Origin of the sequence: Streptomyces gottesmaniae (assembly GCF_031845845.1) — a bacterium.
Classification (GTDB): Bacteria; Actinomycetota; Actinomycetes; order Streptomycetales; family Streptomycetaceae; genus Streptomyces; species Streptomyces akebiae.
Window position 1 is genome coordinate 1 of the sequence record NZ_JAVRFJ010000032.1, and the last position, 25011, is coordinate 25011.

A 25011-nucleotide genomic window follows, 5' to 3' on the forward strand; every position below is an offset into this window, starting at 1 on the left:
GGGTGGGGACAGGGTCGGGGAAGGGGGGCTCCGGGAAGGGTTCCGGGCGGTCGGGGCCCGGGCCCGGGGTGGGGCCGGGCTTCACGGGGTCCGGGTCGGGATGCGTCATCGCGTCCTCCAGCCAGGGGTACGTCGGCCATGGACTGAAGCCACGGGTACCCGTCGCCCGCACGGCCAGTCACCCGGTCGGCGGAGAACGGCGGAGAACGGCGCAGAACGGCACAGAACGGCGGAGCACGGCGAAGAGCAACGGACAGCGGCCGCCGACCGCCCCCGCCGACGGGTTCCTCAGAAGCCCTCGGGGTGGGCGATCAGCCAGTCCTTCGCGGCCCGCAGCAGCTCCGGATCGGCGGCGGGGGCCTCCTCGGGGTGGCGTTCGGCCCACTTCACGACGTACGGGCACAGAGGGGCGACGACGACGCCCTCGCGGGCCGCGATGCCGTACAGCTCCCGGGCCAGCGAGCCCGCGACGCCCTGCCCCTCGTACGCCGGCTCGACGATCGTGTGGACCGGGACCAGCGCGCCCTGCGGGGATTCGAGGGTGAAGTACTGGATGTGACCGGCCAGTTCGTCACCGGCGAAGGCCCCCAGCCGGCCGGCCGCCCGGTCGTCGCGGATCTGTACGTCGCTCATGGCACTCCTCGCATGCGGATCGGGGACGCCGAGCGGGTCGCCCGAGACCTCAGACGGAGACGGCCTGCGGGCTGCGCCGCTGGTCCGAACCCGGCACCGGCTCGGAGGCGTCCGAACCCAGCGCCACGATCCGGTTGTCCTGGTCCACGTGCACGACCCTGGGCTCCAGGGCGCGGGCCTCGGCGTCGGAGACCTGAGCGTAACTGATGATGATCACCAAATCCCCGGGATGCACGAGATGGGCCGCGGCCCCGTTGATCCCGACCACCCCGGACCCCCGCTCGCCCTCGATGACGTACGTCTCCAGCCGGGCGCCGTTGGTGATGTCGACGATGTGCACGAGCTCACCTGGCAGGAGGTCGGCGGCGTCGAGCAGATCGGCGTCGATGGTCACGGACCCGACGTAGTGCAGGTCGGCCTGGGTGACGGTGGCGCGGTGGATCTTGGACTTGAACATGGTACGCAACATCGAGGCACTCCCACAAGTAGGCTCCCTGCCTGCGTTTTTGCAGGTCAAGGGCTGTTTTCACACCTTACAGCGAGTCGCATCTTCGGGTTACTCACCCCGGGTTTCTCAGGCTTTCATGCTGACCGAATGCTGACTTCTCTGACGATCGATGCATCAGGCAACGGAAGGGGGACACGGGGCTACCCTCGCCCCGGGTCGCCCCTCACGAACGGCCGCGATCAGCGTACGCAACGGACCTCGAAGATCTCCGTGACGATCGCCACAGCGGGCTCGACTCCCGCGACCGCCAGGTCGAACTAATCCCCTTCGTCCGATCTAGCGGCGCACAACAAACCGGCGATTCCTCTGATCATTGTTTTGCCCTCACAGTGACCTTGGGGTGCAGCACGATGGGCTCCGCCCAACCCGAGAGAACCTTGACATCCAAAAAGAATTCCGCCGAAGTCTGCCTCCCATCCATCCCCCAGGAAGATCGCGGCCGAGTGGAACCTGTCCTCATCGAAACTTGGGCTGAAGGGATACAAGCTAGGCCGCAGCAGGAATGCCAAAGTTCTCTACAAGAAGACCGATGTCCTCAACCGGCTGGAGCAGCAGAAGATCCTTTAGCCTCGATCGTTCATGAGTCCCCGTCAGCTTGCTGACGGGGGCTTTGTGTCTGTGCGGTGGGGTCTTTTCGGGGCTGGGGCAGGCTGAGGGCCCGGCTCTCGCGTCGGGTGGGCGCCGGGTTCCACTTCGCCGGTGTGGTGGTGAGGGTTGTCGGGATGGTCGAAGTGGCTGGTCAGCCGGGGTTCGGGAGGATGCGGAGTCTGTCGATCGCGTGGGTGATGACGTCGGTCCAGGGCAATCGGGCCGTGAAGCGCAGCCAGTGGCGGCGGCCGGTGTTCACGAACTGAGCGGCGGCGGAGAACAGCCGCAGGCGGAGCCTCTTGGGTTCCCAGCGGCGGGTCTTGCCGGTCAGGGCGAGCATGGGCATCCAGGCGAGGAGGTCGAGTGCGAGGGAGACGATCTCCAGCCGGATCCGGTTCTGCGCGGTGTCGTGCAGGGGCAGGTTGCGCAGTCCGGTGTCGCGGGCGCCTCGGATGCGGTCCTCGCAGCGGGCCCGTCTGCGGTGACGCAGTTCGAGGTCGGCGAGCTGGCCGCCCTTTGTGTTGGTCGCGAAGCAGGTCAGCCGCAGCCCGTCGAGGTCGGTGAACCGCAACTGGGCGCCGGGGTGCGGCCGTTCCTTGCGGACGACCAGCCGCATCCCCTTCGGCCACGTGCTCAGGTCGGGCATCTCGGTGATCTCCGCGACCCAGGCGCCGGGCCGCTCGGTGCCGCCCGCGTCGTAGGCCGGCGTCCACGCCTTCTTCGGGATCTTCAGCACGGCCTGGTGGATGGCGTCGGTGATGGTCATTCCGACGGAATACGACAGCCACCGGCCCGGCCTGGAGAGCCAGTCGAGGAAGGCATGAGTGCCGCCGGCGGAATCGGTGCGGATCAGCGTCTGGTGTCCCCGCCGCAGGTGTCTGGGGAGTTGGGCCAGGGCGAGCTGGGCGGGTTCGATGTGGTCGGCGGCGGTGTTGGAGCCGGCGTTGCCGGGCCGCAGCAGGGCAGCCACCGGCTCTCCGGACCCGGCCTGGCCGTGGTCGACGAACGCGACGAGCGGAGGATGATGGCCGAAGGCCTTCTTCCAGGTCGCGGTGGCGTCCTGCTTCTCGGAGTGCGCAAGGACGAGGACACCGTCGATGTCCGATGTCCACGGTCACGCTGCCGTCGGCGGCCGGGCCGTTCGTCCCGGCCAGCTCCCAGACCCGCGTGCGTACTTCGGCTCGGGCCGCGCGGATCGCGGTGAGGGCCTTCGGCCCGGCTGCGGCGAGGGCGTCGACGAGCCGGGAGACCGTGGGGTCGGATGCCACCGGGCCGAACACGTCGGGCTCGGCCCGCAGCATGGCGACGTCGGGAAGGCAGTCCCCGCCCAGAGCTGTCGCGAGCGCGACATCCAGCAGGACTTTGCCCGGGTCGTGCACCGTCCGCGGCTTGCGCCACGGCGCCATGGCCGCCGATATCTCGGTGTCCAGACCCACCTTGCGGACCGTCTCGACCAGCAGCACGGCCCCGGCCTGCGAGACCACCCCGCGGCCGCCGCCCTCGACGCGGACACGCGGGTACCACCCGACACGCTTGCTCACCTGGAGAGTGCTTCTTCCCGTACAGCCAACAGGACCCTAGACAAGTCCCATCGTTGCAGGTCAGGAGCACTCTCTTGCTTATTTGATCAAGACGAGGACGAGCACGCCCATGAAAGCGCGAGGCTAATGCCGGTCGCTCTTGTGGGGGCTGGACACGATGCGCCCCGCCCCCGGCGGCTGTCAGAACATCGTGTTGTCGTTGGCGGCGGTCTCGGGCACGGCCTGTTCGGAGCTCCAGTGCTCGACGATCCTGGCATCGCGGACCCGGAAGAGGTCGATGACCGACCGGCCACGCTCGCCCGGCGTGTCGACGTAGTGGCTGTGCACGGCGACCAGGTCGCCTTCGGCGATGACGCGTTTCGGTGTGACACTCGACTGCGGGAACTTGTCGAAGTAGCTGCCCAGGTCGGCCTTGAGGCCGGCCGCGCCGTCGGAGATGTTCGGGCTGTGTTCGTGGTAGTCGGCGCCGACGTAGGCGTCGATGGCGGTCAGGTCCTTGCGGACCAGCAGTTGGTCGACGAACGCGGTGACCAGTTCCTTGTGGTAGGCGGTGAACCAGCGCTGCCCGACCGCGTCGGTCCGCGGCTCGCTGAGCGTGGCGAACATGTCGTTGCCGCTGGCCGTGGTGGCGGGCACTTCCTGAATGACGTCCCAGTGCTCGGCGATCTTGCCGTCCTGGAAGCGGAACAGGTCGAACACGGCCAGACCCGGGGTGCCCGGCACCATGACATAGCGGGAGTGCAGCAGCACCAGATCGCCGTCGGTGATGATCCGGCGGGGCTCGAAGGCGGCCTGCGGGAACTGCTGTCGCATGGCGCCGCTGAAGTTCTTGAGGGCGTCGGCTCCGTCGGGCGCCAGGGGGTTGTGCTGGATGTAGGAATCGGGCCGCACGACCCGATCGACGATGGCCGTGTCGCCGAGGACGAACACGTCATGCAGCAGTTGCTGGGCGAGTTGTGCCTTGCTGTCTCGGACAGTCAGCACGACCTTGCCGGTGGTGCGGCCGGTCTCGCCGAGCGTGTGCGCCTTCGCGGCCTCGGCGAGCGGGAAGGTGGCGTCGATGTGGGCGCGCAGTGCGCCGGTCTCGACGAGGGCGGCGATGGCCTGCATGCCGGCGTGGTCGGCCTCGACCAGCAGCGACTCGTAGCGGATCCCCCGCTCGGCGATCGCCGCCAGTTCGCCGGCGTCGACGGGTACCGGAAGGATCGAGACGAGGGTGCCGCCCGGGCGCAGCACGGCCACGGATCGGGCGCGGGCGGCGTAGTCATGGGAGATCGGGTCGAGGACCACGTCGATGTCGCTGAGCACCTCGGTGAAGTCGACGCTGTGGTAGTCGATGACCTCGTCGGCACCGAGGGATCGCAGGAAGTCGTGTTTGGCGGCGCTGGCGGTGCCGATCACGTACGCGCCGCGGTCCTTGGCGATCTGCACGGCGAGGTGACCGACGCCGCCCGCCGCCGCGTGGATCAGGACTCGCTGCCCGGCCCGGACGCCAGCGGTGTCGACCAGTGCCTGGTAGGCGGTCAGCGCGGCCAGCGGCAGCGCACCCGCCTGGACGTGGTCGATGCCGGCGGGCTTGTGCGTGAAGACGCGGGCCGGCCCGGTCACGTACTCGGCGTGCGAGCCGACTCCGCCCGGGTAGGGCAGCATGCCGAAGACCTCGTCGCCGGGCTTGAACAGCGTGACGCCCACGCCGACGGCCTCGACGACGCCGGAGACGTCCCAGCCGAGCACCAGCGGCATCCGGGCGATGGTCGCGGACTGGGCACGGTTCCCCCAGTCGGTCGGGTTGACCCCGGCCGCGTGGACGGCGACCAGGATCTCGCTCACCCCTGGCGCCGGTTTGGGCAGCAGGGTTTCCTGCAGCACGTCGGGGGCGCCGTAGGTGTCCTGGCTGATGGCTCGCATGGCTTCGGTGTCCGTCATGGGCCCAGCCTGGCCGCCGTCACAGGCCCCTACAATGGCGCGATCGCCAATTTTCGACGGGATCCTGCCGTGATCAAGGTGCACCGCGTCGTTGTCCTCGCCTCGCACGGGGTGTACCCGTTCGACCTGGGCATTCCCCACCGCGTCTTCGGCGCCGCGGACGGCCGCTACGAGGTCGTGACCTGCACCATCGACGGTCACCCGGTGCGCACCAACGCGGACTTCTCCATCACCGTCGATCATGGCCCGGAGGCGTTGCGCACCGCCGACACCGTCATCATCGCGCCGTTCCACACCGGCAACCCCCGCCGTCAGACGTCGGTCGACCTGGCGCAAGTCCTCGCGTACGTGGCCCCCGGCACCCGGATCGTGTCGACCTGCACCGGCGCCTTCGTGCTGGCCGCGGCGGGGCTGCTCGACGGGCACCGGGCCACCACGCACTGGCACGCCACGGGCCTCTTCCGGGAGTGGTACCCGCAGGTGGAACTCGACCCGAACGTCCTGTTCGTCGACGAAGGCGACGTGCTGACCTCGGCCGGTGCCGCTGCCGGCATCGATGTCTGCCTGCACCTTGTCCGCAAGGACCACGGCAGCGAGATCGCCAACCGTGTGGCCCGCACCTGCGTCGTCCCCCCGTGGCGCGACGGAGGCCAGGCGCAGTACATCGAACACCCGGTCCCCGACGCAACGGCGAACGACACGTCCGCCGCCCGGCAGTGGGCGCTGCAGAACCTGCACAAGCCGCTGACGCTGAGCGACCTTGCAGAGCAGTCGAACATGAGCCAGCGCACCTTCGCCCGCCGCTTCAAAGAAGAAGTCGGCTTGAGCCCCGGACGCTGGCTCATCCAGCAACGCGTCGACCGGGCCCGGCAGTTGCTGGAATCCACCGACCTGCCGGTCGACGACATCGCCGGCCAGGTCGGCTTCGCCGGCGGCACCTCGCTGCGCGAACACCTGCACGCCGCTATCGGCGTCACACCACTGGCCTACCGGCGCACCTTCCGAGGCGCACCGGCAACGAGCCGTGCCGCCGCGGCGGATGCCCGGCGGGACGGTCAAGCACGTGGCCCTCAATGTTAAATTATGCACGTCATACCATCGACTATGCCGGGGACCGGTACCGGTCGCGGGTATGACAGCAAACGCACCCGTGAGTTGCTCGACGAGATCGGCTTCGACGCCCAGATCGCCTGCAAGGGCACGCCCGCCCCAATCCAGATCGGCAAGAGGTGGGTGGTGGAGCGGACCAACTCGTGGATGAACGGCTTCGGCGAAACCCGCCGCTGCACCCGACCGTAACGCCCAGGTCATCGACTTCTACGGGTGGGCTCGATGGCACTCGCCAACCCCGACCTGGTCGAGCGCATACGCGCGGGCGCACCCCTGAACACCCCCGCCCCGCGACCTTCTGCGGCGGCGGCGCGGCCGGCTACACCGACTACCCCACCCACACCGCGATGAGGTCCTCGAGTCCCTCGCGGCCGGGCCGCAGCGCGTCGTTCTGCTCCACCTGTGTGCGCAGCTGCTCAAGGTCTTCTTCCGGGTCGCGGTGGCGTCCTGCTTGTCGGAGTGCGCAAGGACGAGCACGCCGTCGATGTCCACGGTCACGTTGTCGTCGGCGGCCGGGCCGTTCGTCCCGGCCAGCTCCCAGACCCGCGTGCGTACTTCGGGCCGTGCGGATCGCGGTGAGGGCCTTCGGTCCGGCTGCGGCGAGGGTGTCGACGAGAGGGGAGACCGTGGGGTCGGATGCCACCGGGCCGAACACGTCGGTCTCGGCCCGCAGATTCAATTCGATCGCCAGGGCGCCATAGCTCATCCCGGACCGGGTGATCCAACCGGCCAAGGCCGTGTGGGGAAGCTTCGTCGGGCGCCGCTGAGGACGGGGCACCTGGGGATTCCTCTCCGGCACAGGTGGCGCAGCAGTGATCTGCATCCAGCCTAACGGTCCCGAACTCCGCCCAATCCACGAAGCGTTGATCCGCGACAGCGCGCGACAGCGCGCGACAGCGCACGACAGACCGGGCGCGCGCAGTTCGCCACGGACCGCGACGCTCGCCGGTCGGGATTCGCTACAGCAGCGTGCGATGTGCTTGTTACGCCCCGAGGGCGGGTGGCGCGGAGGGGATGGTCACTGACCCTGGTCCAGAGGAGTCTTGTGGGTGGAATCGTCGGCACCTTCTTCCCTGTGAGTAGTGGTTGCGAATGATTGCCGCGGGGTGCGTGGGGCATCTTGTGCGGCGCTGATGAGATGTCAGGTCCGGATGCAGCAGTGACAGACGATCCGACTGGCCCCCACCACCTTGCGCTGATCCACGGGGTCCGTGCCCGCCTCTGCTGGGCCGCGTCGTTGAGCGATGACGGGTGTTCACGAGTAGGTTCGATGTGCCCACAGAGCCCCTTGTGGGCGGCCCGCTTCAAGCCGGGCGTTCGGTGGTGAGGGTGATGCGGCCGTCTGTCCAGGCGGGTAGGCGCCGGGCGAGTTTCTTCAGCGACGGGCCCCGTACGTGGTGCACATGTACCACGAGACTCGTGCCGAACAGCGCCTGGAAGTGGGTTCCGAGGCCCCGTCCAGTGCCGGTGAACATTTCGTCGGCCGGGACGTCGGGCTGTGCTGGTTCGTTGAACCGGTACACGCACAGGGCCTGTCGGTCCGGGACCGGTCCGGGAAGAACGGCGACTGCTCGGACCGCCGGCCAGCCCAGTTTGATCACGGGGACGTACCCGAATGCCTGGTGATACGCGACTCCTTCGGGATGGAAACGGACAGCCGGGTCGTCGGGGCGGGCCGGCGTGGGCCCGCCCGTGTACGCGCGGATCGTGGTCAGCAGTGTGCTTCCGGGCCGGTAGAACAGTGACTGCCGGTAGAGCTGTCGATAGTGCGATGACTCGTGACCCACCTCGCGGCTCCTTCACAAGCTCGTTCGTAGGGCTGATAGTCGCATCAGCTACTCGCGGGGGGTGCGTGCTGGAACGGATCGCTTGTCCTCCCGCTCCAGCGGCAGGCGTCGACAGGCCGTGCGGCGTCCGGCGCCTACTTGACCAGTTCACTCGTACTTCGTGGTGTGCTGCACGGGCGCCGGGCAGACGTCTGACGATGTCTCGGCCTCGATGCCCTATGCCTAGTTCGTGCGATGCCCGGCGTCCACGCAGCGCACCCCAGACCGTCAACACCCGCACCGTGATCACGCGTTGGTGTTGGTGGTGCGAGCCCACTGCATGGTGACCCGTGAAGCCCTAGCCGTCGCACAGTCATCCCCACGTGGTAGCCCTCACCAGCAGCGGCTTCGGCATCCTCAACCAGAGCCCCGGATCCCGCCGGGTCGCGCCCCACCCTGTCGCCGTGACAGGCCCGCGGCGGCGCCCCACTCAGGGCTTCTCGCCGCGCGCGTAGGGGCCGAGAAGTTCTCGGAACGCCGCGTCGCCGGGGGGCTGGAACTCCTCGCTGTCCGCGCCGCGTTCGACGAACGGTGTGCAGGTGACGGAGGTACGACCGGCGATGCGGTGGGTGCCGAGCACACGGCCGGTACGGGCCTCAAGAACCCGCACCTCGTACCGGCCCTCGTAGTGGGAGATCTCCCGGCTCGCTTCGGCGGGCAAGTGGTACCGGCACACCTTGAGGAGCTTGCCCAGCCCCTCGTACCGGGCGCAGGCGACCAGTTGTACCCGCTCGGGCAGCGGCGTGAACGGGTCGGCGCGGTCATAGCCGCCACTGCCCTCGAACTGGTGCAGCAGCCCGTTGACATGGACGACCAGAGGGCGGGGCCCCGACGCCGACACACGTGCCGCCCGGGGGACGGGACGGCTCCCGTCCTCCTGGCACAGGCCACCGAACGAGAAGAGGTTGAGGCGCGTCTCCACCGGGCTCTCCGGCACCGGGGCCGTCGGCGTGATGGGCCGCCCGGCGGACCCCGGGGCGACGGAGAAGGCCGGGATCGCGGAGTCTGCGCCAGGGTCGCCGTCGCCGCCCGAAGGCCGTCCCAGCAGGCCGATCAGGACCGCGACCGCCGCCAAGACCACCACCCCGGCCCCATAGCGCACCCGTCGGGACACCGCGCTCGCCCCCTTCCGGCATCGTCGCCCGCCGATCGGCCCTACCCCTTGCGCCCCGGGCGGCGCATGCGGTGGGACCACCGTAGCCGCTCGGCGCGGACCGCACCCGGACCCGGCGGACGGCCATCGGTTCATCCTTGCCATGCCTGCCAGGAGGGCGGGCCCCGCTGCACGTACCACCGGCACGAACCGACCGGCTCGGGGGGGGCGATTCCTCCACGACGCAGAACGCGATATCTCCTCCGGGCCCGTCGCCGACCGGGGCATGGCCGAGGCCGCGCCCGACCGGCGGGCCGCGGTGACGTCGGCCGGCGACTCAGAATCCCCGCGATGCGATCCCGGTGGCGAGCCCCTTATCTCACGGTTTCTCCCGAGCCTGCGGCGGGGGCGGCCTGAACGATTCCGCGACGCGAACACCGCGACGCGATCGTGACGTACGCCGACGTGCGAACACGTAAGCCGGCGGCCGATGGTGAGCCCTACTGGGGATCCAGTTGCATCGCTTTCGTAGGGGTCGTTCCCGTGGCGGTGGCAGCCAGGTAAGTGATGCGAAGGGTGCCGGTGGTGGGTTCGCGGTCGACGAGGACGTTGACGTCGTAGACCGACTCGATCAGATCCGGGGTCAACACGGTCTCCGGGACGCCCGCTGCGGCGACCTGTCCGTGGTCGAGGAGGACGATGTGGTCGCAGTACCGGGCGGCGAGGTTGAGGTCGTGGAGGGCGACGACGCACGTGATGTCCAGTGATGTCAGCAGGTCGAGGAGTTCGAGCTGGTGACGGATGTCGAGGTGGTTGGTGGGTTCGTCGAGCAGGATCTCCTGGGGCTCCTGGGCAAGGGCGCGGGCGAGTTGGGTGCGCTGTTTCTCCCCTCCGGAAAGGGTGTGCCAGCTCTGGTGCTGCTTGTCGGCGATGTCGGTGCGTTCCAGCGCCGCGTCGACGATCCGCCGATCGTGCTCGGTCAGCGCGTCGAATCTGCCGCGGAACGGTGTGCGGCCGAGTTCCACGACCTGTCGGACGTTGACGTGGTTGTGTGCGGACACGTCCTGTTCGACGACGGCGAGCCGTCGGGCCAGGACCCGCCGGCCGAGGTCGTGCAGGCTGGTGTCGTCGTAGCGGACGGTTCCTGTGTCGGGGCGGCGCAGTCCGGCGAGCAGCCGCAGCAGTGTCGACTTGCCCGAGCCGTTGGGGCCTAGGAGGCCGACGATCTTCCCGTCCTCGGCCGCCATCTCGATGCTGTCCAGCAACCGGTGGCCCTTGACCGACCAGGAGAGTCCGGTGGTGGTGATGCGGCCCATCAGGACTCCAGACGCTTCAGGACCAGCGCGAAGGCGGGCGCGCCGAGAAGGGCGGTGATGACGCCGGCGGGCAGTTCGTGGGGCGAGAACGCCGTCCGCGCGAACACGTCCACCCAGATGAGGAAGATGGCGCCGACGATGGCGGACAGGGGAAGCAGGGAGCGGTGCGTCGGGCTTGCGAGGATCCGGACGGCATGCGGGATGAGCAACCCGATGAATCCGATGGCGCCGGAGGCCGCCACGGCGGCGGCCGTCATGACCGAGGTCAGCACCATCAGCCAGATGCGAGCCGCGGTGACGTCGATCCCGAGGGCGGCCGCGGAGTCCCATCCGAAGGTGAAGGCGTCGAGGGCCGGCGCGAAGAACTGGACCGCGACCACTCCGGCCAGGATGATCAGGACGGTGACGGTCACCCCCTCCCACCGGGCGCCGCCGAGGGTGCCGAGCAGCCAGTAGGTGAACCCGCGGGTGGAGTTGGCGTCGCCGCTGACCATGAGGATGACCGAGGTGACCGCGGCGAAGAACTGGGACACGAGCACGCCGGTGAGCACCACGCGGGAAGGGCTGGCGACGCGTCCCCCACCGAGCAGGAGCAGCAGCAGGCCGAAGGAGACCAGGCCCCCGACGAACGCTCCGGTCGAGAGGGAGATGCTTCCGCCGATGCCCAGCAGGAGCACGGTGACCGCACCGGTGGAGGCGCCGGAGGAGACTCCCAGCAGGTAGGGGTCGGCCAGGGCGTTCCTTGTGACCGCTTGCAGGACCGCGCCCGAGACCGCAAGACCCATGCCGACGGCGGCCGCCAACAACACCCGCGGGAAGCGCGACTCCCAGATCAGGGCGTCAAGCAGCCCCGGCAGGGGTGGGGTGGGGGCGAGCGCACCCAGCCCGATGTGCCGGAGGATCGTGGAGACGACATCCAGGGGCCGGATGTCCGCGCTCCCGAACAAGGACGCGGTGACAACCGACGCCACGAGCCCCGCCGTCGCGAGGAGGAAGAGCGCCGCCGTGGCGGCGCGCGGCGCGCCAGCCGGGACCGTCTCACGGCTGGTCATCGGGCTGCCGGTGGGTGCGGAGGTGCGGTGTGAACTCGTCGTCATGGTGGTGTTCGGTTCACCCGAGCTTGTTCAGGCCGTCGACCAGTTCGGGAACCGCGGACGCGGCACCGTAGCTGGGATCCATGTGCGGGCCGGGGAGGGTGATGAACCGCTTGTTCTTCACCGCGTCGAGCTTGCTGGTGAGAGGGTCCTTCGTGAGCAGCTCGATCTTCTCCGCGGCGGTGTCGTTGGGTTCGCCCCGGGTCAGGTCGGCCAGGATGATCACGTCGGGGTTCCGGGCGGCGGCCTCGTCCCAGCTCACCTCCGCCCACTTGGTCTTGGCGTCGGCGAAGATGTTCTCGACACCGACGAGTTCGGAGATGTGCTGCGGAAGGCCGCCCGGGCCCGCCGCCCACGGAGTGCCCTCGTAGGTGGAGTAGAACCACATCACCTTCAGCGGCTTGTCCCGCTTCTTGACGTTGTCCAGCGCCTTGTCCACCATGGCTCGCTGTTCGGTCGCCAGCTTCTCCCCCGCCTCGGGTTCGCCCACGATCTTGCCGAGCCGGCGGAACTCCTCGAACAGCATGTCGTAGTCCGCGCCGGCCACGCTCTCGTGGTAATTGCAGTCGAACTCGCTCAGGTAGGTCGGCACGCCGAGCTCGTGCAGTTCCTTCCGGTCACCGGACTGCTCCTTGGTGAACATGCTCGCGAAGCTGCCGTACACGAAGTCCGGTTGTGCTTCGAGGAGCTTCTCGTGCTTGATCTCCTGTCCGGGCGCGGACAGGATCGGGATCTTCTCGTACTGCTCGGCGATGGCGTCCGGCGTCTTCGCGACCTCGTAGCCCGATCCGACGATCCGCTCGCCCACCCCCAGGTGGATGAGGATCTCGGCGGCGGTCTGGTCCAGAGTGACGATCTTCTTCGGCGCGGCCTTGTAGGTCACATCGGTGCCGCAGTTCTTCATGGTGAACGGATAGGCCGTCGCGTTCTTCCCCGACTTCGCGTCCTGCCCGCGATCACCTGTGGACTGGTCTGTGGCGCACCCCGCGACCGCGAGCACCGCCAGAGCCGTAACCGATCTGGTTATCATTTTCGTTTTCATCGGCTGCAGGGTACCAGCTCGTACGCGAGTCCTGAAGCCCTGAGTACGCCGGCCGGAGCGCCGGTCGAATTCGGCCGAAGAAGCCTCCGCGCGGGGCCCGTTCGCAGCTCACGGGCGTCCCGGCCATGGCATCGGGGGCACACATCGCGGGCGTGCGCGAAGCCCGCACCCGAGGGCGCCTGAAACGGTTTTGGGGGCGCGCGTCACAGACGCACGCCCCGGGACCCAGGCACGCGGAGCGCGGGGTCTTGACGGTTCTGCCGGTGCGGGCGTTACCGCAGCATCGCGGCCAGCCGATGGACCACCTGCTCGTCGAACAGGCCGTTGGCCGCCATCCAGTCGTCGTTGAACACGGTGTCCAGGTACTTGTCACCACCGTCGCACACCAGCACGACGATGGTGGTCCCCGGCTTCGCGCTCTGCGCCTGCTCCAGGGCCTTGTAGACCACTCCGCCCGCCGAACCGCCGATCAGGATGCCGAAGTTCCTTGCCAGGTAGCGGCAGGTCTCGAAGGCTTCCGAGTCGGTGACCTTGACCCCCTGGTCGAACAGGTCGTAGTCGACGACGCCGCCGATCTCCGAGCCTTCGGGCGTACCGGTCCCGGACTGGTGGTAGGGCGCGCCCGTGCCGCCGAAGACGACGGACCCCACCGGCTCGACACCGATGATCTGCAGGTCCGGAATGCGTTCCCGCAGGACGCGACCGGTGCCGCAGAGCGAACCACCGGTACCGACGGCCCCGTACAGGTAGTGGATGTCGTCGCCCAGGTCGTCGTGCAGTTCGCGGGCGAGCGGTCTGTAGCCGTTGGGGTTTCCCTGGTTGCGGTGTTGCGCGGTCCAGTACGCGCCCTGCTCGGCCGCGAGGCGCTCGGCCACGGCGTCGCGTTCGGCGGTGGCGAGGCCTTCCGCCTCCCCCGCGACATTGAGTATGTCGGCGCCGTAGGCGAGCATGCCGCGCAGCTTGTCCGTACAGGAGTGGTTGTCCACCACGGCGGTGAACTTGTAGCCGCGTTCGGCGGCGATGAGTGCCAGGCCGAGCCCGGTGTTCCCGGAGGTGGACTCGACCAGCCACCCGCCGGGGGCGAGCAGCCCCGCCGCCTCCGCCTCGTCCACCATGTTCCTGGCCATCCGGATCTTGGCGGTGCCGGTGGGGTTGAACTGCTCCATCTTCAGCAGCACGGTTCCAGCGCCGTCCCGAACTGCCAGCTCGAGCAGGGGGGTTCGCCCTACCAGGTCGGATACCTTGCTCTTGATCACAGCTGTCCCTTCGCGCAGATCTCCGTCAGGCACCGCACGAAGACGTCGTTCTCCTCGGGTGTCGACAGGGAGGCTCGGATGAAGTTCTCGTATCCCGGCTCGCGCCACGCCTTGACGATGATTCCGGCGCGGTGCAGCTCCTGGGCGACCCAGTCGGAGCGGCAGCCGGTGTCGATGAAGAGGAAGTTGGTCCAGGACGGGACCACGCACAGTCCCGCGCCGCGCAGCCGGTCGGTGACCCTGGCGATCTCAAGACCGGTCCGGCGTACCGTGTTCGCCAGGTGCTCGTGGTCGCCCAGCGCGGCGATCGCGGCGTCCTGGGCCGGCTGGTTGACGTTGTACGGAGTACGGACCCGGTCCAGTGCCTGGATCAGGGCGGCGTCGGAAGCGATGCCGTACCCCACCCGGACGCCCGCCAGGCCGTAAGCCTTGGAGAAGGTGCGCAGGACGATCCACGGCCGGTCCAGCGCGCGGAGGGCCGCCAGCCCGTCGGGGTACTCCGGGTTGGCCCGGGCGAACTCGCCGTACGCCTCGTCGAGCACCAGCAGGGCCGACTCCGGCAGGCCGGCCACGACCTGCTCCAGTTCGTCGGCGCTGAGCATCACACCGGTGGGGTTGCAGGGGTTGGCGAGGAAGACGAGTTTCGGGCCTGCGGCCAGCGCGTCACGCCAGGCGGCGGCGTCGAACCCGAACGCGGCGGTGACCGGGACCTTCACGACCCGGGCACCCATGACGCGGGGGAAGATCTCATGCAGGCTGAAACCGGGTGCCTGGGTGACCACCAGGTCGCCGGGGTCGAGTACGGCCTGGCACAGCAGCTCCAGGAGGTTCTCCGAACCGTTGCCGAGCACGACGCGCTCGGCCGGCACGTCCAGGCTCTGTCCGATGGCCTCGGCCAGCCGTTTGCCGGTGGGATCGGGGTAGCGGGAGACGCCGCCGGCCACGCTGAGGCGTATGGCTTCGGCGACCGCGGGAGAGAGGCCGTACGGGTTCTCGTTGTTGGAGAGTTTGATCACTCGGCGGGAGCCGCTGAGGGCGGCCACCTCGGCCGGGTCGGCGCCGGGATCGTAGAGCGGGAGGTTGGCCACTTCCCCGCGTATCAGGGACGCCGAAGTGGCTGGTGCGAGGACGGGGTTCATGGCGACTCCGGTTCCGTGACGGGTGCTCCGGACGCGGCTCGGTGGAGCCGGTCGACGCGGCGCAGGAACGCGACCAGCAAGATGGTGGCGGTGGCCGCGAGGCCGATGGTCTGGCCGATCCATACGCCCTCGACGCCGAAGTCGGCGCTCACTCCGAGCAGATAGCCCGCGGGCAGTCCGATCAGCCAGTAGCCGACGAGGGAGATCCGGAACGGCCCGGCCGTGTCGCCGATGCCGCGCAGGATGCCGTTGCCGATGTTCTGCGTGGCGTCGAAGACCTGCATGAGGGCGGCGATCAGCAGTCCGGTCACGGTGAGCGCGACGATGTCCGCGTTGTCGGCGTGTTCGGCCGAGATGAACAGGGACACGATCGGGTTCGGGATCGCCAGGTACAGGACGGCGATCACCAGCGTCGCGATCACGCCCCAGGCTGTGCCGAGGAGCCCCGTTCTGCGTGCTGCCGCGTAGTCGTTCACCCCGTCGGCCTCGCTGATGTGGATCGACGCCGCGTGGGACAGACCGGCGGAGATCATGAAGACGATGTAGACGATCTGGTTCAGCACCGTCTGTGCGGCCAGGGCGTTCACGCCCAGGGAGCCGATGATCAGGGTGAGCACGCTGAAGAACCCGGCCTCCGAGGCATAGGTTCCCGAGATCGGCAGGCCGAGGCGCCAGACGGACCGGACCGCGTCCCCGTTCCAGCGCCGCGCGTCGGGCGCGACGAGGTACGGGCGCAGGACGCGGTCGCGCAGGATCACCGCGACGAACGCCAGGAAGGACAGCAGGAACACGGTGACGGTGGCGATCGCGACGCCGACGAAACCGAATTCCGGCAGACCGAACTTGCCATAGATGAGTACGTAGTTCAGGCCGATGGTCACGCCGACCGAGGCCAGCGTGATGGCCAGCAGCGGGCCGGGCCGCTTGAGGCCGGTGGTGAAGTGCCGCAGGTTCTGGAACCACAGGCAGGGCAGCATGCCCGGCGCAAGGACCGTGAGGAAGTCACCTGCCTTGTCGACCACCTTCGGGTCCTGACCCAGCAGGATGAGCAGCGGGCCGATCAGCAGCAGCACCGCGCAGAACACCACACCGCAGACGGTCGCCCAGAAGAAGCCCGCGAACAGCAGCGCGCCGATCCGTTCCCGGTCCTCCCTCACCCGCGCCTCGGCCACCAGGTTGCTGACCCCGGTGACCAGGCCGGTCCCGGTGGTGCGCAACTGGTTGAACAGTGCGATGGCCAGACCGGCGGCGGCGATCTCGACCGCGCCGAGCCTGCCCAACATCACGATGTCCACGGTGGTCAGCGCGACATAGGCGAAGTTGGTGAGGATCAGCGGGAACGCGAGCGAGAGCAGCGCCCGCGAGTTCTTCACCCACCAGCCGACGCCGTTCTCTGCCGCATCGGTCGTGCCGGTTGTTCGGGTACTGCTCACCAGAAGTTGACCTTTTCCCCGCGCCCGCCCGCAAGCGCGAGATCGGCTATGTACCGACCCAGCGCGGCGTCCGTGACCGCCATGCCGCTGTTGTAGGCGAAGACCACGTCGTCCGGATCGCGTCGGGCCGGTGCGCGGCCGAGCAGGACGTCGGGCAACTGGGCGTCCACCAACGGCAGGCTGCCGTCCTCGCCCCGCAGGTCGTCGCAGGTGGCGTGCATCTGGGCGGTGTCGGTGGCGATCCGGTAGTCCGCGCCGTGGCAGACGTCGGCGTGCACGCCGTACCCGAGGAGTACGGCGACCGAACCCGGCTTCATCCAGTCACGTCTGACCTCCTCCGTGACGGACAGGCCGGCGGCGCCGAGCACGATGTCCGCCTCACCGGCGGCCTCGCGGAGATCCTTGACGATCTCGACCTCGCGGCCGTCGACACTGTCCTGGACGGCGCGCAGACCCTCGGAGTAGGTGCCGAACACCTGCAACCGCTCCAACTTCGGCATGGCGGCGAGCAGCATCGGCAGCGCCGCCTGTCCCTGGACGCCGGTGCCGACGACCAGGGCGCTTCGTGCGTCGGGGCAGGCCGCGCGGGCGAACAGCGCGGTGGTGGCCGAGGACCGCAACGGTCCGAGTTTCACCACGTCCATCAGCGCGATGGGTGCCCCGGTGGTGTCGTCGACGAGGAAGATGAACGAGTGGAACCGGTAACCGTCACGCGTGCGGCGTGGGTCGAACTCGTAGACGGCTTTGAAGCAGACGGTGCCGCTGCCCCCGTCCCTGGCCACCATCGAATAGCTCAGCGAGCGGTGGTCGGGGTCGTCGATGATCGTCTTGACCGGGTTGTTCGAGCCGCCTTCGCGCAGCGCGCGGTAGGCCTGCTCGACGACCGCGATCACCTGCCGGCGGTCGAGGTCCAGCCCTTCTTGCTGGGACTGCGGCAACAGCCACAACTGCCCGGGTGGGGCGTAGTTCTGGGACATGCGAGTCTTCTCCTTCGTTGGCGGTCGCGTCGGATTCGTTCGAGGTCGCATCAGATTCCGTCCAGCCGCCAGCGCGGCGGCGCCCCGCCCTCACCGAGCCGTAAGACGGCCTTCAACGGCAGTGCGGCGTCATGGAACGGTGATTCGTTGGAGTCCATCTGGTAGCCGGCGGTGTTGAGGTAGACCAGGTGGTCACCGCGCCGTACGGGCCGCGGGAAGCCGATCTTCCGCCAGGTCAGCAGGTCGCTTTCCAGGCAGGTCGAGCCCGCGACGCAGGCCGGGAACAGTTCGTCGGCGAGGGGCCGAGCGGACATCAGCAGCGGGTCGGGGAGGTAGTCACTGTTGAACCACTGCTCGGAGAGACTGAAACTGCTGCCGGCGACGGTGACGATCGCGTAGCCGTCGGTGTCCCGTCGGTCGTCCACCTGCTGTACGCGGTACATGGTGAATCCGGCCTGGTCGAGCAGGGCCCGGCCGGGCTCGACGACGAACCGGATGCCGTTGCGTTCCGCCTTCTTCGACAGGCTCTCGCCGCCGTCGACCGGGTGCGCCATGATCGCGCGCACTGCCTGGGTGGCGGGCTGCCCCCCGTACGGATAGAAGTCCTCGAAGCTCTTGGCCGCGTGGTAGTGAGCCGGCTCGTTCTGCTCGATGAACTCGTCCCAGAGTCGGGGTTCGACGTAGCGGACCGGCAATCCGCCGCCGATGTCGACCAGTTCGGCGGAGCGGAAGCCGCACCGCCTGGCGTCGAGGCAGTGCTCGATCATCTCGTTCGCCGCGGTCGCGCGTTCCGCGGTGGAGTAGCCGGACAGGTGGAAGGAGAACCCCTGGAGGCTGATGTGGTCGGCGAGTTCCGCGCACAGACCGACGGCGGCCTCACGCTCGTCGGTGGACATCCCGAACCGGCTACCGGGCTGGCCGGCCGTGCGGGACCGCAGCAGCACCCGGGCCTGCCGCCCCGCGAACCGCGCGGCCCCGGCCAGTCGGCGGAGTTCGCTGATCGAGTCGACGGCGACCAGGCAACCGTGCTGGACGGCGAGAGCGTGCAGCGTGTCGTCCTTCTCCGGCCCGGAGATGCCGATCCGGTGTCCCGGCACTCCGCCGGCCAGGGCCTTGACCAGTTCGGGGGTGCTGGCGGCGTCGATTCCGACACCGAGGGCAGCGGCCGACCTGACGTAGCAGTCGGCCTTGTTCGCCTTCTTGGCGAACAGGATGTCCGCGGTGGCGCCCGCCTCTGCGAAGGCCTGCCGGAGTCCGTTGACGTTCTCCTCGAAGACCTCGGGCAGCACGACGTGCAGGGGCGATCCCAGGCCCTCCAGCAGGTCGGCGAGCAGCGCACGGTGATCCGCCAGGAGGGTGGAGACGGTGGGATGCCGAAGTGCGGTGAGGGCGAAGGGCCGGACTCCGGCCGTCGAGGGCTCCTGCGCGAGTCGTGAGATGAGCACCCCGTACTTTTATATGATTATGACACTCATTTTCAATAGGGTTGACGAACCTGCCCCCGCCCGCAGGCCGCGGACGGGGGCAATTGCTGCAAGTCAGGCGTCCGGCCCGGCGAATCCGTCGAGCTGTGAGGCGAGCAGTTCGACATAGGCGCCGTCGAGGGCGAGAAGCTCCTCGTGGGTTCCGGTCTCGGCCACGCGTCCGCCGGATATGACGACGATCCGGTCGGCGGTCAGGATGGTCGAGAGCCGGTGTGCGATGACCAGGGTGGTGCGGCCGTGCCGGGCCTCGTCCATCGCCCGGGTGACCGCCTGCTCGCTGGCGGCATCGAGATTCGACACCGCCTCGTCCATCACGAGGATCGGAGCGTCCTTCAGCAAGGCACGTGCGATCGCGATGCGTTGCCGTTGCCCGCCGGACATGAGTGCGCCGAGTTCGCCGGCGACGGTGTCGTAGCCGTCCGGCAGCGTCGTGATGAACTCGTGTGCCTGGGCGGCCCGCGCGGCGGCCTCGACCTCTTCGTCGGAGGCGTCGGCACGACTGAGACGTATGTTCTCACGCAGGCTGGTGTTGAACAGGAAGGTGTCCTGGGGCACCAGTGTCATGAGGCGGCGCAGGTCCTCCTGCGGGAACTCGCGGACGTCGTGCCCGCCGACGGAAACCGAGCCGGCGGTGACGTCCCAGAACCTCAGCAGGAGGTTGGCGCAGGTCGACTTGCCCGCACCGGAGTGCCCCACCAGCGCGACGGTCTCGCCGGGACGGATCTCGAAGCCGACCTCGCGCACGGCAGGCCGCAGGTCGCTGCGGTAGGCGAAGGTGACGGCGTCGAAGCGGACATGCGGTTCGACCGGGCCGGGCGGCGCCTGGGTGACCAGGTCCGAGACCGGGGCCGGAGCGTCGAGCAGCGTATTGATGCGTTCGGCCGCGGCCGCGACGATGGACAACTCGCGCGCGACCTCGGTCACCTTCAGCACCGGAATCATCGCCATCGCGGCGAGCACGACAGCGACCGGGAAGACGGAGCGGTCGAGCTCGTCCGCGACGACGAGCCGCGCGCCCAATACCAGCACCACGAGGATGCCCAGGAGAGCGATGGTATCCGTGGCCGCGTACTCGATGCCGCCACGGCGTCCGTGAGCGGACTTCGCCCGCGCCAGCCGGACGCTCTGGGTGCGCAGCAGTCCGAGCCGCTGGGCGTGTGCGCCGAAGTTCACCAACTCGCGCAGGCCCTGGAAGGTATCGGTGCTGTCGGCGCTCATCCGTCCCAGCGAGTCGCGCAGTTCGTGTCCGTGCCGTTCGGCGTGGCGTCGCAACCATGCCGGGACCGAGGCCAGGAGGATCAGGATCGGAACCAGGACGCATGCCAGCGACCAGTGGAACCAGCCCAGCGCGACGGTGGTCGCCACGGGAACGGTCGACGCGACGGCCAACGGGCTGAGTGTGTGGGCGAAGAAGAGCTCGATCTGCTCCACGTCGGAGACGGCGGCGGAGCCGAGGTCGCCGGAACGCCGCTCGAGCATGTAACCGGGTGAGAGCCGCTCGAAGGCGGCGAACACCTTCGCCCGGGTGTCGGCCAGCGCACGGAAGGCGGCGACGTGGGCATAGGTACTGTCGGCGATGCTCATGCCGACCAGCGGCACGATCAGGCAGCCGAGCAGGATCAGCCAGCCGGTGAGCTGGCCCGGCGAAGCTCCTGCGGCCGCCCGAGCCACCACGTACGCGCCGATGCCGGCCGAGGCGAGCTGGAGCAGTTGGTGCAGCACACCGGCCAGGTAGGCCACCGCGATGAGTCGGCGGTGCTCGCCCAGGAGGGGTATCAGGCTGCTCAGCCTGGTGATGAGCGACCCGCTTCGCTTCGGCCGCCCGGTGCCGGCTCGGCCGTCCCCGACGCCGTGGTCGTGGGCGTGGTCGTGGGTGTGGCCGTGGGTGTGGAGGGTCGACGTCATGCCTGTGCTCCGGTCTGGGTCGCGACGAGTTCGGCGTAGAGGCCCTGGCCTGCAACGAGGTCGGCGTGGCTTCCGGACTCGACGATCCGGCCGGAGTCCATCACCACGATCCGGTCGGCGTCGCGCACCGTGGACAGCCGGTGCGCGATGACGACCGTTGTCCGGCCGCGGGTCAAGTCACGGAGAGTGCGGGTGATTTCCGCCTCGTTGGCGGCGTCGATGCTCGATGTCGGTTCGTCGAGGACGAGGACGGGAGCGTCCTTGAGCAGGGCGCGGGCGATCGCGATGCGCTGGCGCTCGCCGCCGGACAGTTTCAGGCCGCGTTCGCCGACCACCGTCTCGAAGCCCTGGGGCAGGCGGGCGATGAACTCCGCTGCCTGCGCCGCGGTCACGGCACGTCGGATCTCGTCTGCGGTGGCGTCCGGTTTGGCGAGCAGCAGGTTCTCGCGGACCGTGCCGTGGAACAGGTAGGTGTCCTGTGCCACGACGCCGACCAGCGACCGCAGTTCGGCCAGCGGGAAATCGCGTATGTCATGGCCGTCGATGCGGATGGAGCCCTTGTCGGTGTCGAAGTATCGCATCAGCAGGCCGAGCACAGTGCTCTTGCCGGCTCCGGAGCGGCCCACGACGGCCACCCGCTCGCCCGGCGCGACCACCAGAGTGAACCCGTCGAGTGCCGGCGCCCGCCGGGTCGGATAGCGGAACCGGAGATCGCTGAACTCCAGGCCAGGAGGGTTGTGCCGCAAGGCCGGGGCCGCCTGCGCCGTGTCCCGCACGTGCGGTTCGAGTCGTAGGACGTCGGCTACCGCTCGGCCGGCCGGGATGGCGGAGTAGGCGGCGTGGTAAGCCGCTTCCAGCTCGTGCATGGGCCGGAACGTCTCGCGGGTCAGCATCAGGATCGTGAACAGACCCGTGACGCTGACCGAGCCGGTGGCCGCGTGCCATGCGCCCAGGCCGACCGCGGCCGCGGTACCGATGGGCACCAGCAGTTGGCCGACGCTGGAGGAGGCACACCACGCCACCATCAGCCGGATGGAGTCGCGGCAGAACGCCTCACCGCGCTCGACCAGCTCCCGACCGCGCCGGCCACTGGCGTTGAACGCCTTGAGTGTTGCCATCCCCTGCGCGGCGTCCAAGCTCTCCGCATAGAGGCCGCGGTAGGACACAGTCCAGCGGTCACCGCGTTCCTTGATCCATTTTTCCCCGGCCATCTGGGACAGCGGTGCGAGAAGGGCACACGCGAGGACGACGAGACCCACCGCCGGGTCGACCGATATCACGTACACCGAGGCGAGGAAGGACCCCAGGACGGAGGCCACCGCGGTGGGTATGAACCGGCCCACCAGGGGGTCGAGCAGCTCGACGGAGTCCACGAGACCGCCTCCCGCCCGGACCTGTGCGGGCTGTGGGACGGTGAGCAGCGGGCGCAGACCGGCGAAGTCCGAGACCAGATCGGCCAGGACGCGCGTGGGGACCTGGCCGTGGTAGCCGTATCCGTAGCTCTCGGGGCCCGGACACTATCGGCACGCTGATCGAGATCCACGAGCGCGTGAACGGCGGTGACGCCTGTTGGCCACGACCGCCGCACAGTCCCGCAGCGTCCTGGATTCGGCCTCGCCTCGGTTCACCAGCTGCGATGATTCGATCAGCCTCGCTTACCCGGCTTCCAGGACCAGCGGGTGCACACCCCGGCCGGGTCGGCTGCATGACGGCTACGCGGCCGCAGCCGAACGCCGCCACGGCTGACCGCGTCCCACCGGCGCCGACGTCCAAGCCCAGCCGGAACCACTACTTCGGGCAGTCCTTGCGCCTGGGCGCGCTTCATCACCAACATCCCTTCACAGTAGGGACGTTGTCCCGGCCAGCGTTTCGTGTTCCACTGATCTCCCTCCGTAACATCGATCACCCGCTCCCGGGCGGGAGAGTCTCCATGGGGGATCCGTGGGTGAGGATCTGGGGTTCGAGAGACTTCTCGAAGAGGAAGGTTTCTTCGCGCGCCTGCTCGGGCGGTCGCCGTCGGGCGGTGGCAGCAAGCTCTTGTACGGCCCCGACCTTCCCGTCCTGCTGCTCACCGGCGGCCCGGGGATGGGCAAGGGGCGGCTGCTGCGGTTGGTGCGCGACCGCTTCGCCGCCAAAGTGCCGGTGATCTATCTGGACTGCGCCTCGCCGGTGTACGAGGACCAGGCAGAGCCGGAACCGGGCGCCCGCTCGGATCTCACCGAGGCCTTGGTCGACGTCGCCGAGCGGCTGCGCGCGTGGCAGGGAACGGGCGGCCCGTTCGTCTTTCCGCGGTTCTTCGCAGGCCTCACGATGATCGCGACCGGCGCGGCGGATCGCAGCCCCGAAGCGGTCAGGACGGAAGTCGAACGCTACGAGACCCTGCCCCAGCAGCACGGCCTGCGCGGACTGGGAACCGGCGGGTTCTGGCGGAACGTGCTCATCGGAGTCATCCGCAACCTGCTGAACACCCTCGCCGGACAGATTCTCGGCGCATACGGGGCCTCGGTGGCCAGCGCCCTGCTGGAGGCCCTCTTCGCGAACGCGGCGCCCAAGGGCCGGAGGGAACTGACGCGGATCTACGGCGCCTATCCCACCGCTGGCCAGCAGCCGGAGCACGGACTGCTCGATCTCGCCACCGACTTCAAGGCCGGCGGTGAGGCACGGGAGGTGGCGGAGCGATTCCTCTTCCGGGCGCTGCGCGAGGACATCGAGGCGGCGTACGAGGGCACGGTCGGCTGGCTGAGCCGCGTCGGCCGCCCGGCGCTGCTCCTCGACCACGCCGACTCGCCGCTGGGAGAGCGACTGTTGCGGGCCGTGCTCACCGACCGGCGCGACGGACAGCGCGACCGCGTGGTGATCGTGGGCACGGCACGCCAGGAGGACGGCGGCGCCTTCCTGTACGGAGGGCTGCCGCCCGAGGACGTAGGGTCCCCGGCGGAGTACCGACCCGCCGACGGCATACCGGCCACATGGTCCCGCAACACGGGCCCGCAGCCGGACCAGGCGCCGTTGGCCGACGGGGTACTCCTGCTGCGGATGCCTTTTCTCACCGGTGACCAGCTCCGCGACGAGACCCTGCGAAGACAGCGGCGCACGGAGTCGGAGAACGGCGCGAACCGCCGCCGTGTCGTCGCCGCCGTGGCCCGGCTGAGCGGCGGGCGTCCGCACACGGTGATCCGGCTGGCCGCCGCAGCCGCCGCCTTCCACATGCCGACGGACGCCAACGACCGCGATCTCCTCGACGCCCCGCTGCGCCACCCGGACGGCGCCGCCGAACGGCCGGTGACAGACGTACTGCTCAAGGAGCTGATCCTGGACCAGCTGCCGGTGAGGCTGCCGGACGAGCACCGTGCCCAGTGGCTCGATCTGCTCACCCATCTGTCGGTGGCCCACGACACGGAGTGCGCAGACGTCCTGCTGCTCCACCATCAGGCCCACCGCGTCACCATCCTGACGGCACATCAGGTGACGAAGCTGCTCACCGAGTCCGGCTGGCCCGGCTGCGAACGGCACTTCATCGGGGACTTCGGGCTGCGTCAGCTACTCGTGCACCGGCTCTACGGGCTGCGCCCCGAGGGCGCCGCCTGGCACGCCGACCACCATCTGCTGCGCGACCACTACGCCCTGCGCGCGGCGGACGACGGGGCGCCCACCAGCGAGGCGTTCCGCTCCCTCACAGCGCACCGGATGAACCACCACCTGGTCTCCGGCGGCGCGGACGACGTGGTCCGCCACCTCGCCGCCACGCTGCCCGGCCGCCCCCTTCAGTGGTGCGCGGAGCTGCTGGAGATCGCGCAGGCTCCGTATCCGGGCGGCGCGGACGCCCGCCGCGGGCGCGCCCAGGGTCTGGTGTCCACGGAGGGCCCCGCGCTGCGCCGCACCGTCGACCAGCTGCTGCACGCGGTGTGGCTGTGCGAGGAGCGGACCAGGCCGACCGGGAGCGAGATGGCCCGCACGCTGGCCGGCCTGTTGGAGCGTCTGTCGATCATGGAGTTCGTCGGCGCCGGGGATCTCGGCCCGACAGCCACCGAGTGGAGCGGCCTGGCGGCGAACCAGCGGCCGCTGCTTCGCTGTTCCTGCACCGATCAGCTCGGGCGACGGAGGTAACGGGGATGCCCAGGTGGCTGTCGAGACCCAGGT

The 25011-nt window shown here is 69.3% G+C and carries 17 protein-coding genes and 4 pseudogenes; 3 read left to right on the plus strand and 18 right to left on the minus strand.

The features are described 5' to 3' along the window. Positions 1–288 precede the first annotated feature (288 nt). The 5 genes and pseudogenes from RM704_RS30465 to RM704_RS30485 all read right to left on the minus strand — a co-directional run. The gene (locus tag RM704_RS30465) at positions 289–633 is read right to left on the minus strand and encodes a GNAT family N-acetyltransferase (RefSeq protein WP_033532408.1); all 345 of its coding nucleotides are present in this window, start codon (positions 631–633) and stop codon (positions 289–291) included. A 49-nt stretch (positions 634–682) separates the two neighbouring features. Then, complete coding sequence (gene panD / locus RM704_RS30470; protein ID WP_033532407.1) at positions 683–1102, minus strand: aspartate 1-decarboxylase; 420 nt, start codon at positions 1100–1102, stop codon at positions 683–685. Between the two features lie 778 nt (positions 1103–1880). Then, positions 1881–3270, minus strand: a pseudogene (locus RM704_RS30475) (IS1380 family transposase). A gap of 180 nt (positions 3271–3450) precedes the next feature. Next, positions 3451–4254, minus strand: coding sequence for a nuclear transport factor 2 family protein (locus RM704_RS30480; RefSeq protein ID WP_311591454.1), 804 nt, complete (start codon positions 4252–4254; stop codon positions 3451–3453). Next, positions 4243–5178, minus strand: a pseudogene (locus tag RM704_RS30485) (NADP-dependent oxidoreductase); the annotation flags it as partial. The pseudogene RM704_RS30485 and the gene RM704_RS30480, both read right to left, overlap by 12 nt. Positions 5179–5265: 87 nt before the next feature. On the opposite strand from RM704_RS30485, the gene RM704_RS30490 reads away from it, so the two are divergent. Then, positions 5266–6276 carry a GlxA family transcriptional regulator gene (locus tag RM704_RS30490; RefSeq protein ID WP_063774553.1) on the plus strand — a complete coding sequence of 337 codons (1011 nt, stop codon included), beginning with the start codon at positions 5266–5268 and terminating at the stop codon, positions 6274–6276. Between the two features lie 45 nt (positions 6277–6321). Continuing rightward, positions 6322–6583 (plus strand): annotated as a pseudogene (locus RM704_RS30495) (hypothetical protein); the annotation flags it as partial. A gap of 143 nt (positions 6584–6726) precedes the next feature. Here RM704_RS30495 and RM704_RS30505 read toward each other — a convergent pair. The 13 genes and pseudogenes from RM704_RS30505 to RM704_RS30565 form a co-directional block, all read right to left on the minus strand. Further along, a pseudogene (locus RM704_RS30505) lies at positions 6727–6979 on the minus strand (IS1380 family transposase); the annotation flags it as partial. A 631-nt stretch (positions 6980–7610) separates the two neighbouring features. Continuing rightward, the gene (locus RM704_RS30510; RefSeq protein ID WP_033532406.1) at positions 7611–8093 is read right to left on the minus strand and encodes a hypothetical protein; all 483 of its coding nucleotides are present in this window, start codon (positions 8091–8093) and stop codon (positions 7611–7613) included. 469 nt (positions 8094–8562) lie between these two features. After that, positions 8563–9246, minus strand: a complete 684-nt coding sequence (locus RM704_RS30515) for a hypothetical protein (RefSeq protein ID WP_311591380.1) — start codon at positions 9244–9246, stop codon at positions 8563–8565. 479 nt (positions 9247–9725) lie between these two features. After that, a complete protein-coding gene (locus RM704_RS30520) occupies positions 9726–10541 on the minus strand; it encodes an ABC transporter ATP-binding protein (RefSeq protein ID WP_033532405.1) in 816 nt (271 codons plus the stop codon). Continuing rightward, positions 10541–11593: a FecCD family ABC transporter permease gene (locus RM704_RS30525; RefSeq protein WP_052146606.1), complete on the minus strand. Its 1053-nt coding sequence runs from the start codon at positions 11591–11593 to the stop codon at positions 10541–10543. Before RM704_RS30525 ends, RM704_RS30520 begins: the two co-directional genes overlap by 1 nt. 58 nt (positions 11594–11651) lie before the next feature. Then, positions 11652–12677, minus strand: a complete 1026-nt coding sequence (locus RM704_RS30530; protein WP_033532403.1) for an ABC transporter substrate-binding protein — start codon at positions 12675–12677, stop codon at positions 11652–11654. Between the two features lie 272 nt (positions 12678–12949). Further along, a complete protein-coding gene (locus RM704_RS30535; protein WP_033532402.1) occupies positions 12950–13933 on the minus strand; it encodes a PLP-dependent cysteine synthase family protein in 984 nt (327 codons plus the stop codon). Beyond that, a complete protein-coding gene (gene hisC, locus RM704_RS30540; protein ID WP_033532401.1) occupies positions 13930–15072 on the minus strand; it encodes a histidinol-phosphate transaminase in 1143 nt (380 codons plus the stop codon). Before hisC ends, RM704_RS30535 begins: the two co-directional genes overlap by 4 nt. Continuing rightward, on the minus strand, positions 15069–16505 hold the full coding sequence (locus RM704_RS30545; protein WP_052146605.1) for an MATE family efflux transporter: 1437 nt from the start codon (positions 16503–16505) through the stop codon (positions 15069–15071). The genes hisC and RM704_RS30545 overlap by 4 nt, the downstream gene beginning before the upstream one ends. Continuing rightward, on the minus strand, positions 16502–17482 hold the full coding sequence (locus tag RM704_RS30550; RefSeq protein ID WP_033532400.1) for an ornithine cyclodeaminase: 981 nt from the start codon (positions 17480–17482) through the stop codon (positions 16502–16504). The genes RM704_RS30545 and RM704_RS30550 overlap by 4 nt, the downstream gene beginning before the upstream one ends. Before the next feature lie 50 nt (positions 17483–17532). Further along, a complete protein-coding gene (locus RM704_RS30555) occupies positions 17533–18927 on the minus strand; it encodes an alanine racemase (protein ID WP_311591385.1) in 1395 nt (464 codons plus the stop codon). Between the two features lie 93 nt (positions 18928–19020). After that, entirely contained in the window at positions 19021–20871 is a 1851-nt protein-coding gene (locus tag RM704_RS30560) for an ABC transporter ATP-binding protein (RefSeq protein ID WP_052146604.1), read from the minus strand. Continuing rightward, entirely contained in the window at positions 20868–22244 is a 1377-nt protein-coding gene (locus RM704_RS30565) for an ABC transporter ATP-binding protein (protein ID WP_052146603.1), read from the minus strand. The genes RM704_RS30560 and RM704_RS30565 overlap by 4 nt, the downstream gene beginning before the upstream one ends. A gap of 568 nt (positions 22245–22812) precedes the next feature. Between RM704_RS30565 and RM704_RS30570 the strand changes: the two genes are divergently transcribed. Beyond that, entirely contained in the window at positions 22813–24978 is a 2166-nt protein-coding gene (locus RM704_RS30570; RefSeq protein WP_033532399.1) for a hypothetical protein, read from the plus strand. Positions 24979–25011: the final 33 nt, after the last annotated feature.

Coding starts and splice junctions, on each gene's coding strand:
- RM704_RS30525 (WP_052146606.1), bottom strand. CDS start 11,593: ATGACCAGCCGTGAGACGGTCCCGGCTGGCGCGCCGCGCGCCGCCACG.
- panD (WP_033532407.1), bottom strand. CDS start 1,102: ATGTTGCGTACCATGTTCAAGTCCAAGATCCACCGCGCCACCGTCACC.
- RM704_RS30530 (WP_033532403.1), bottom strand. CDS start 12,677: ATGAAAACGAAAATGATAACCAGATCGGTTACGGCTCTGGCGGTGCTC.
- RM704_RS30465 (WP_033532408.1), bottom strand. CDS start 633: ATGAGCGACGTACAGATCCGCGACGACCGGGCGGCCGGCCGGCTGGGG.
- RM704_RS30520 (WP_033532405.1), bottom strand. CDS start 10,541: ATGGGCCGCATCACCACCACCGGACTCTCCTGGTCGGTCAAGGGCCAC.
- hisC (WP_033532401.1), bottom strand. CDS start 15,072: ATGAACCCCGTCCTCGCACCAGCCACTTCGGCGTCCCTGATACGCGGG.
- RM704_RS30550 (WP_033532400.1), bottom strand. CDS start 17,482: ATGTCCCAGAACTACGCCCCACCCGGGCAGTTGTGGCTGTTGCCGCAG.
- RM704_RS30560 (WP_052146604.1), bottom strand. CDS start 20,871: ATGACGTCGACCCTCCACACCCACGGCCACACCCACGACCACGCCCAC.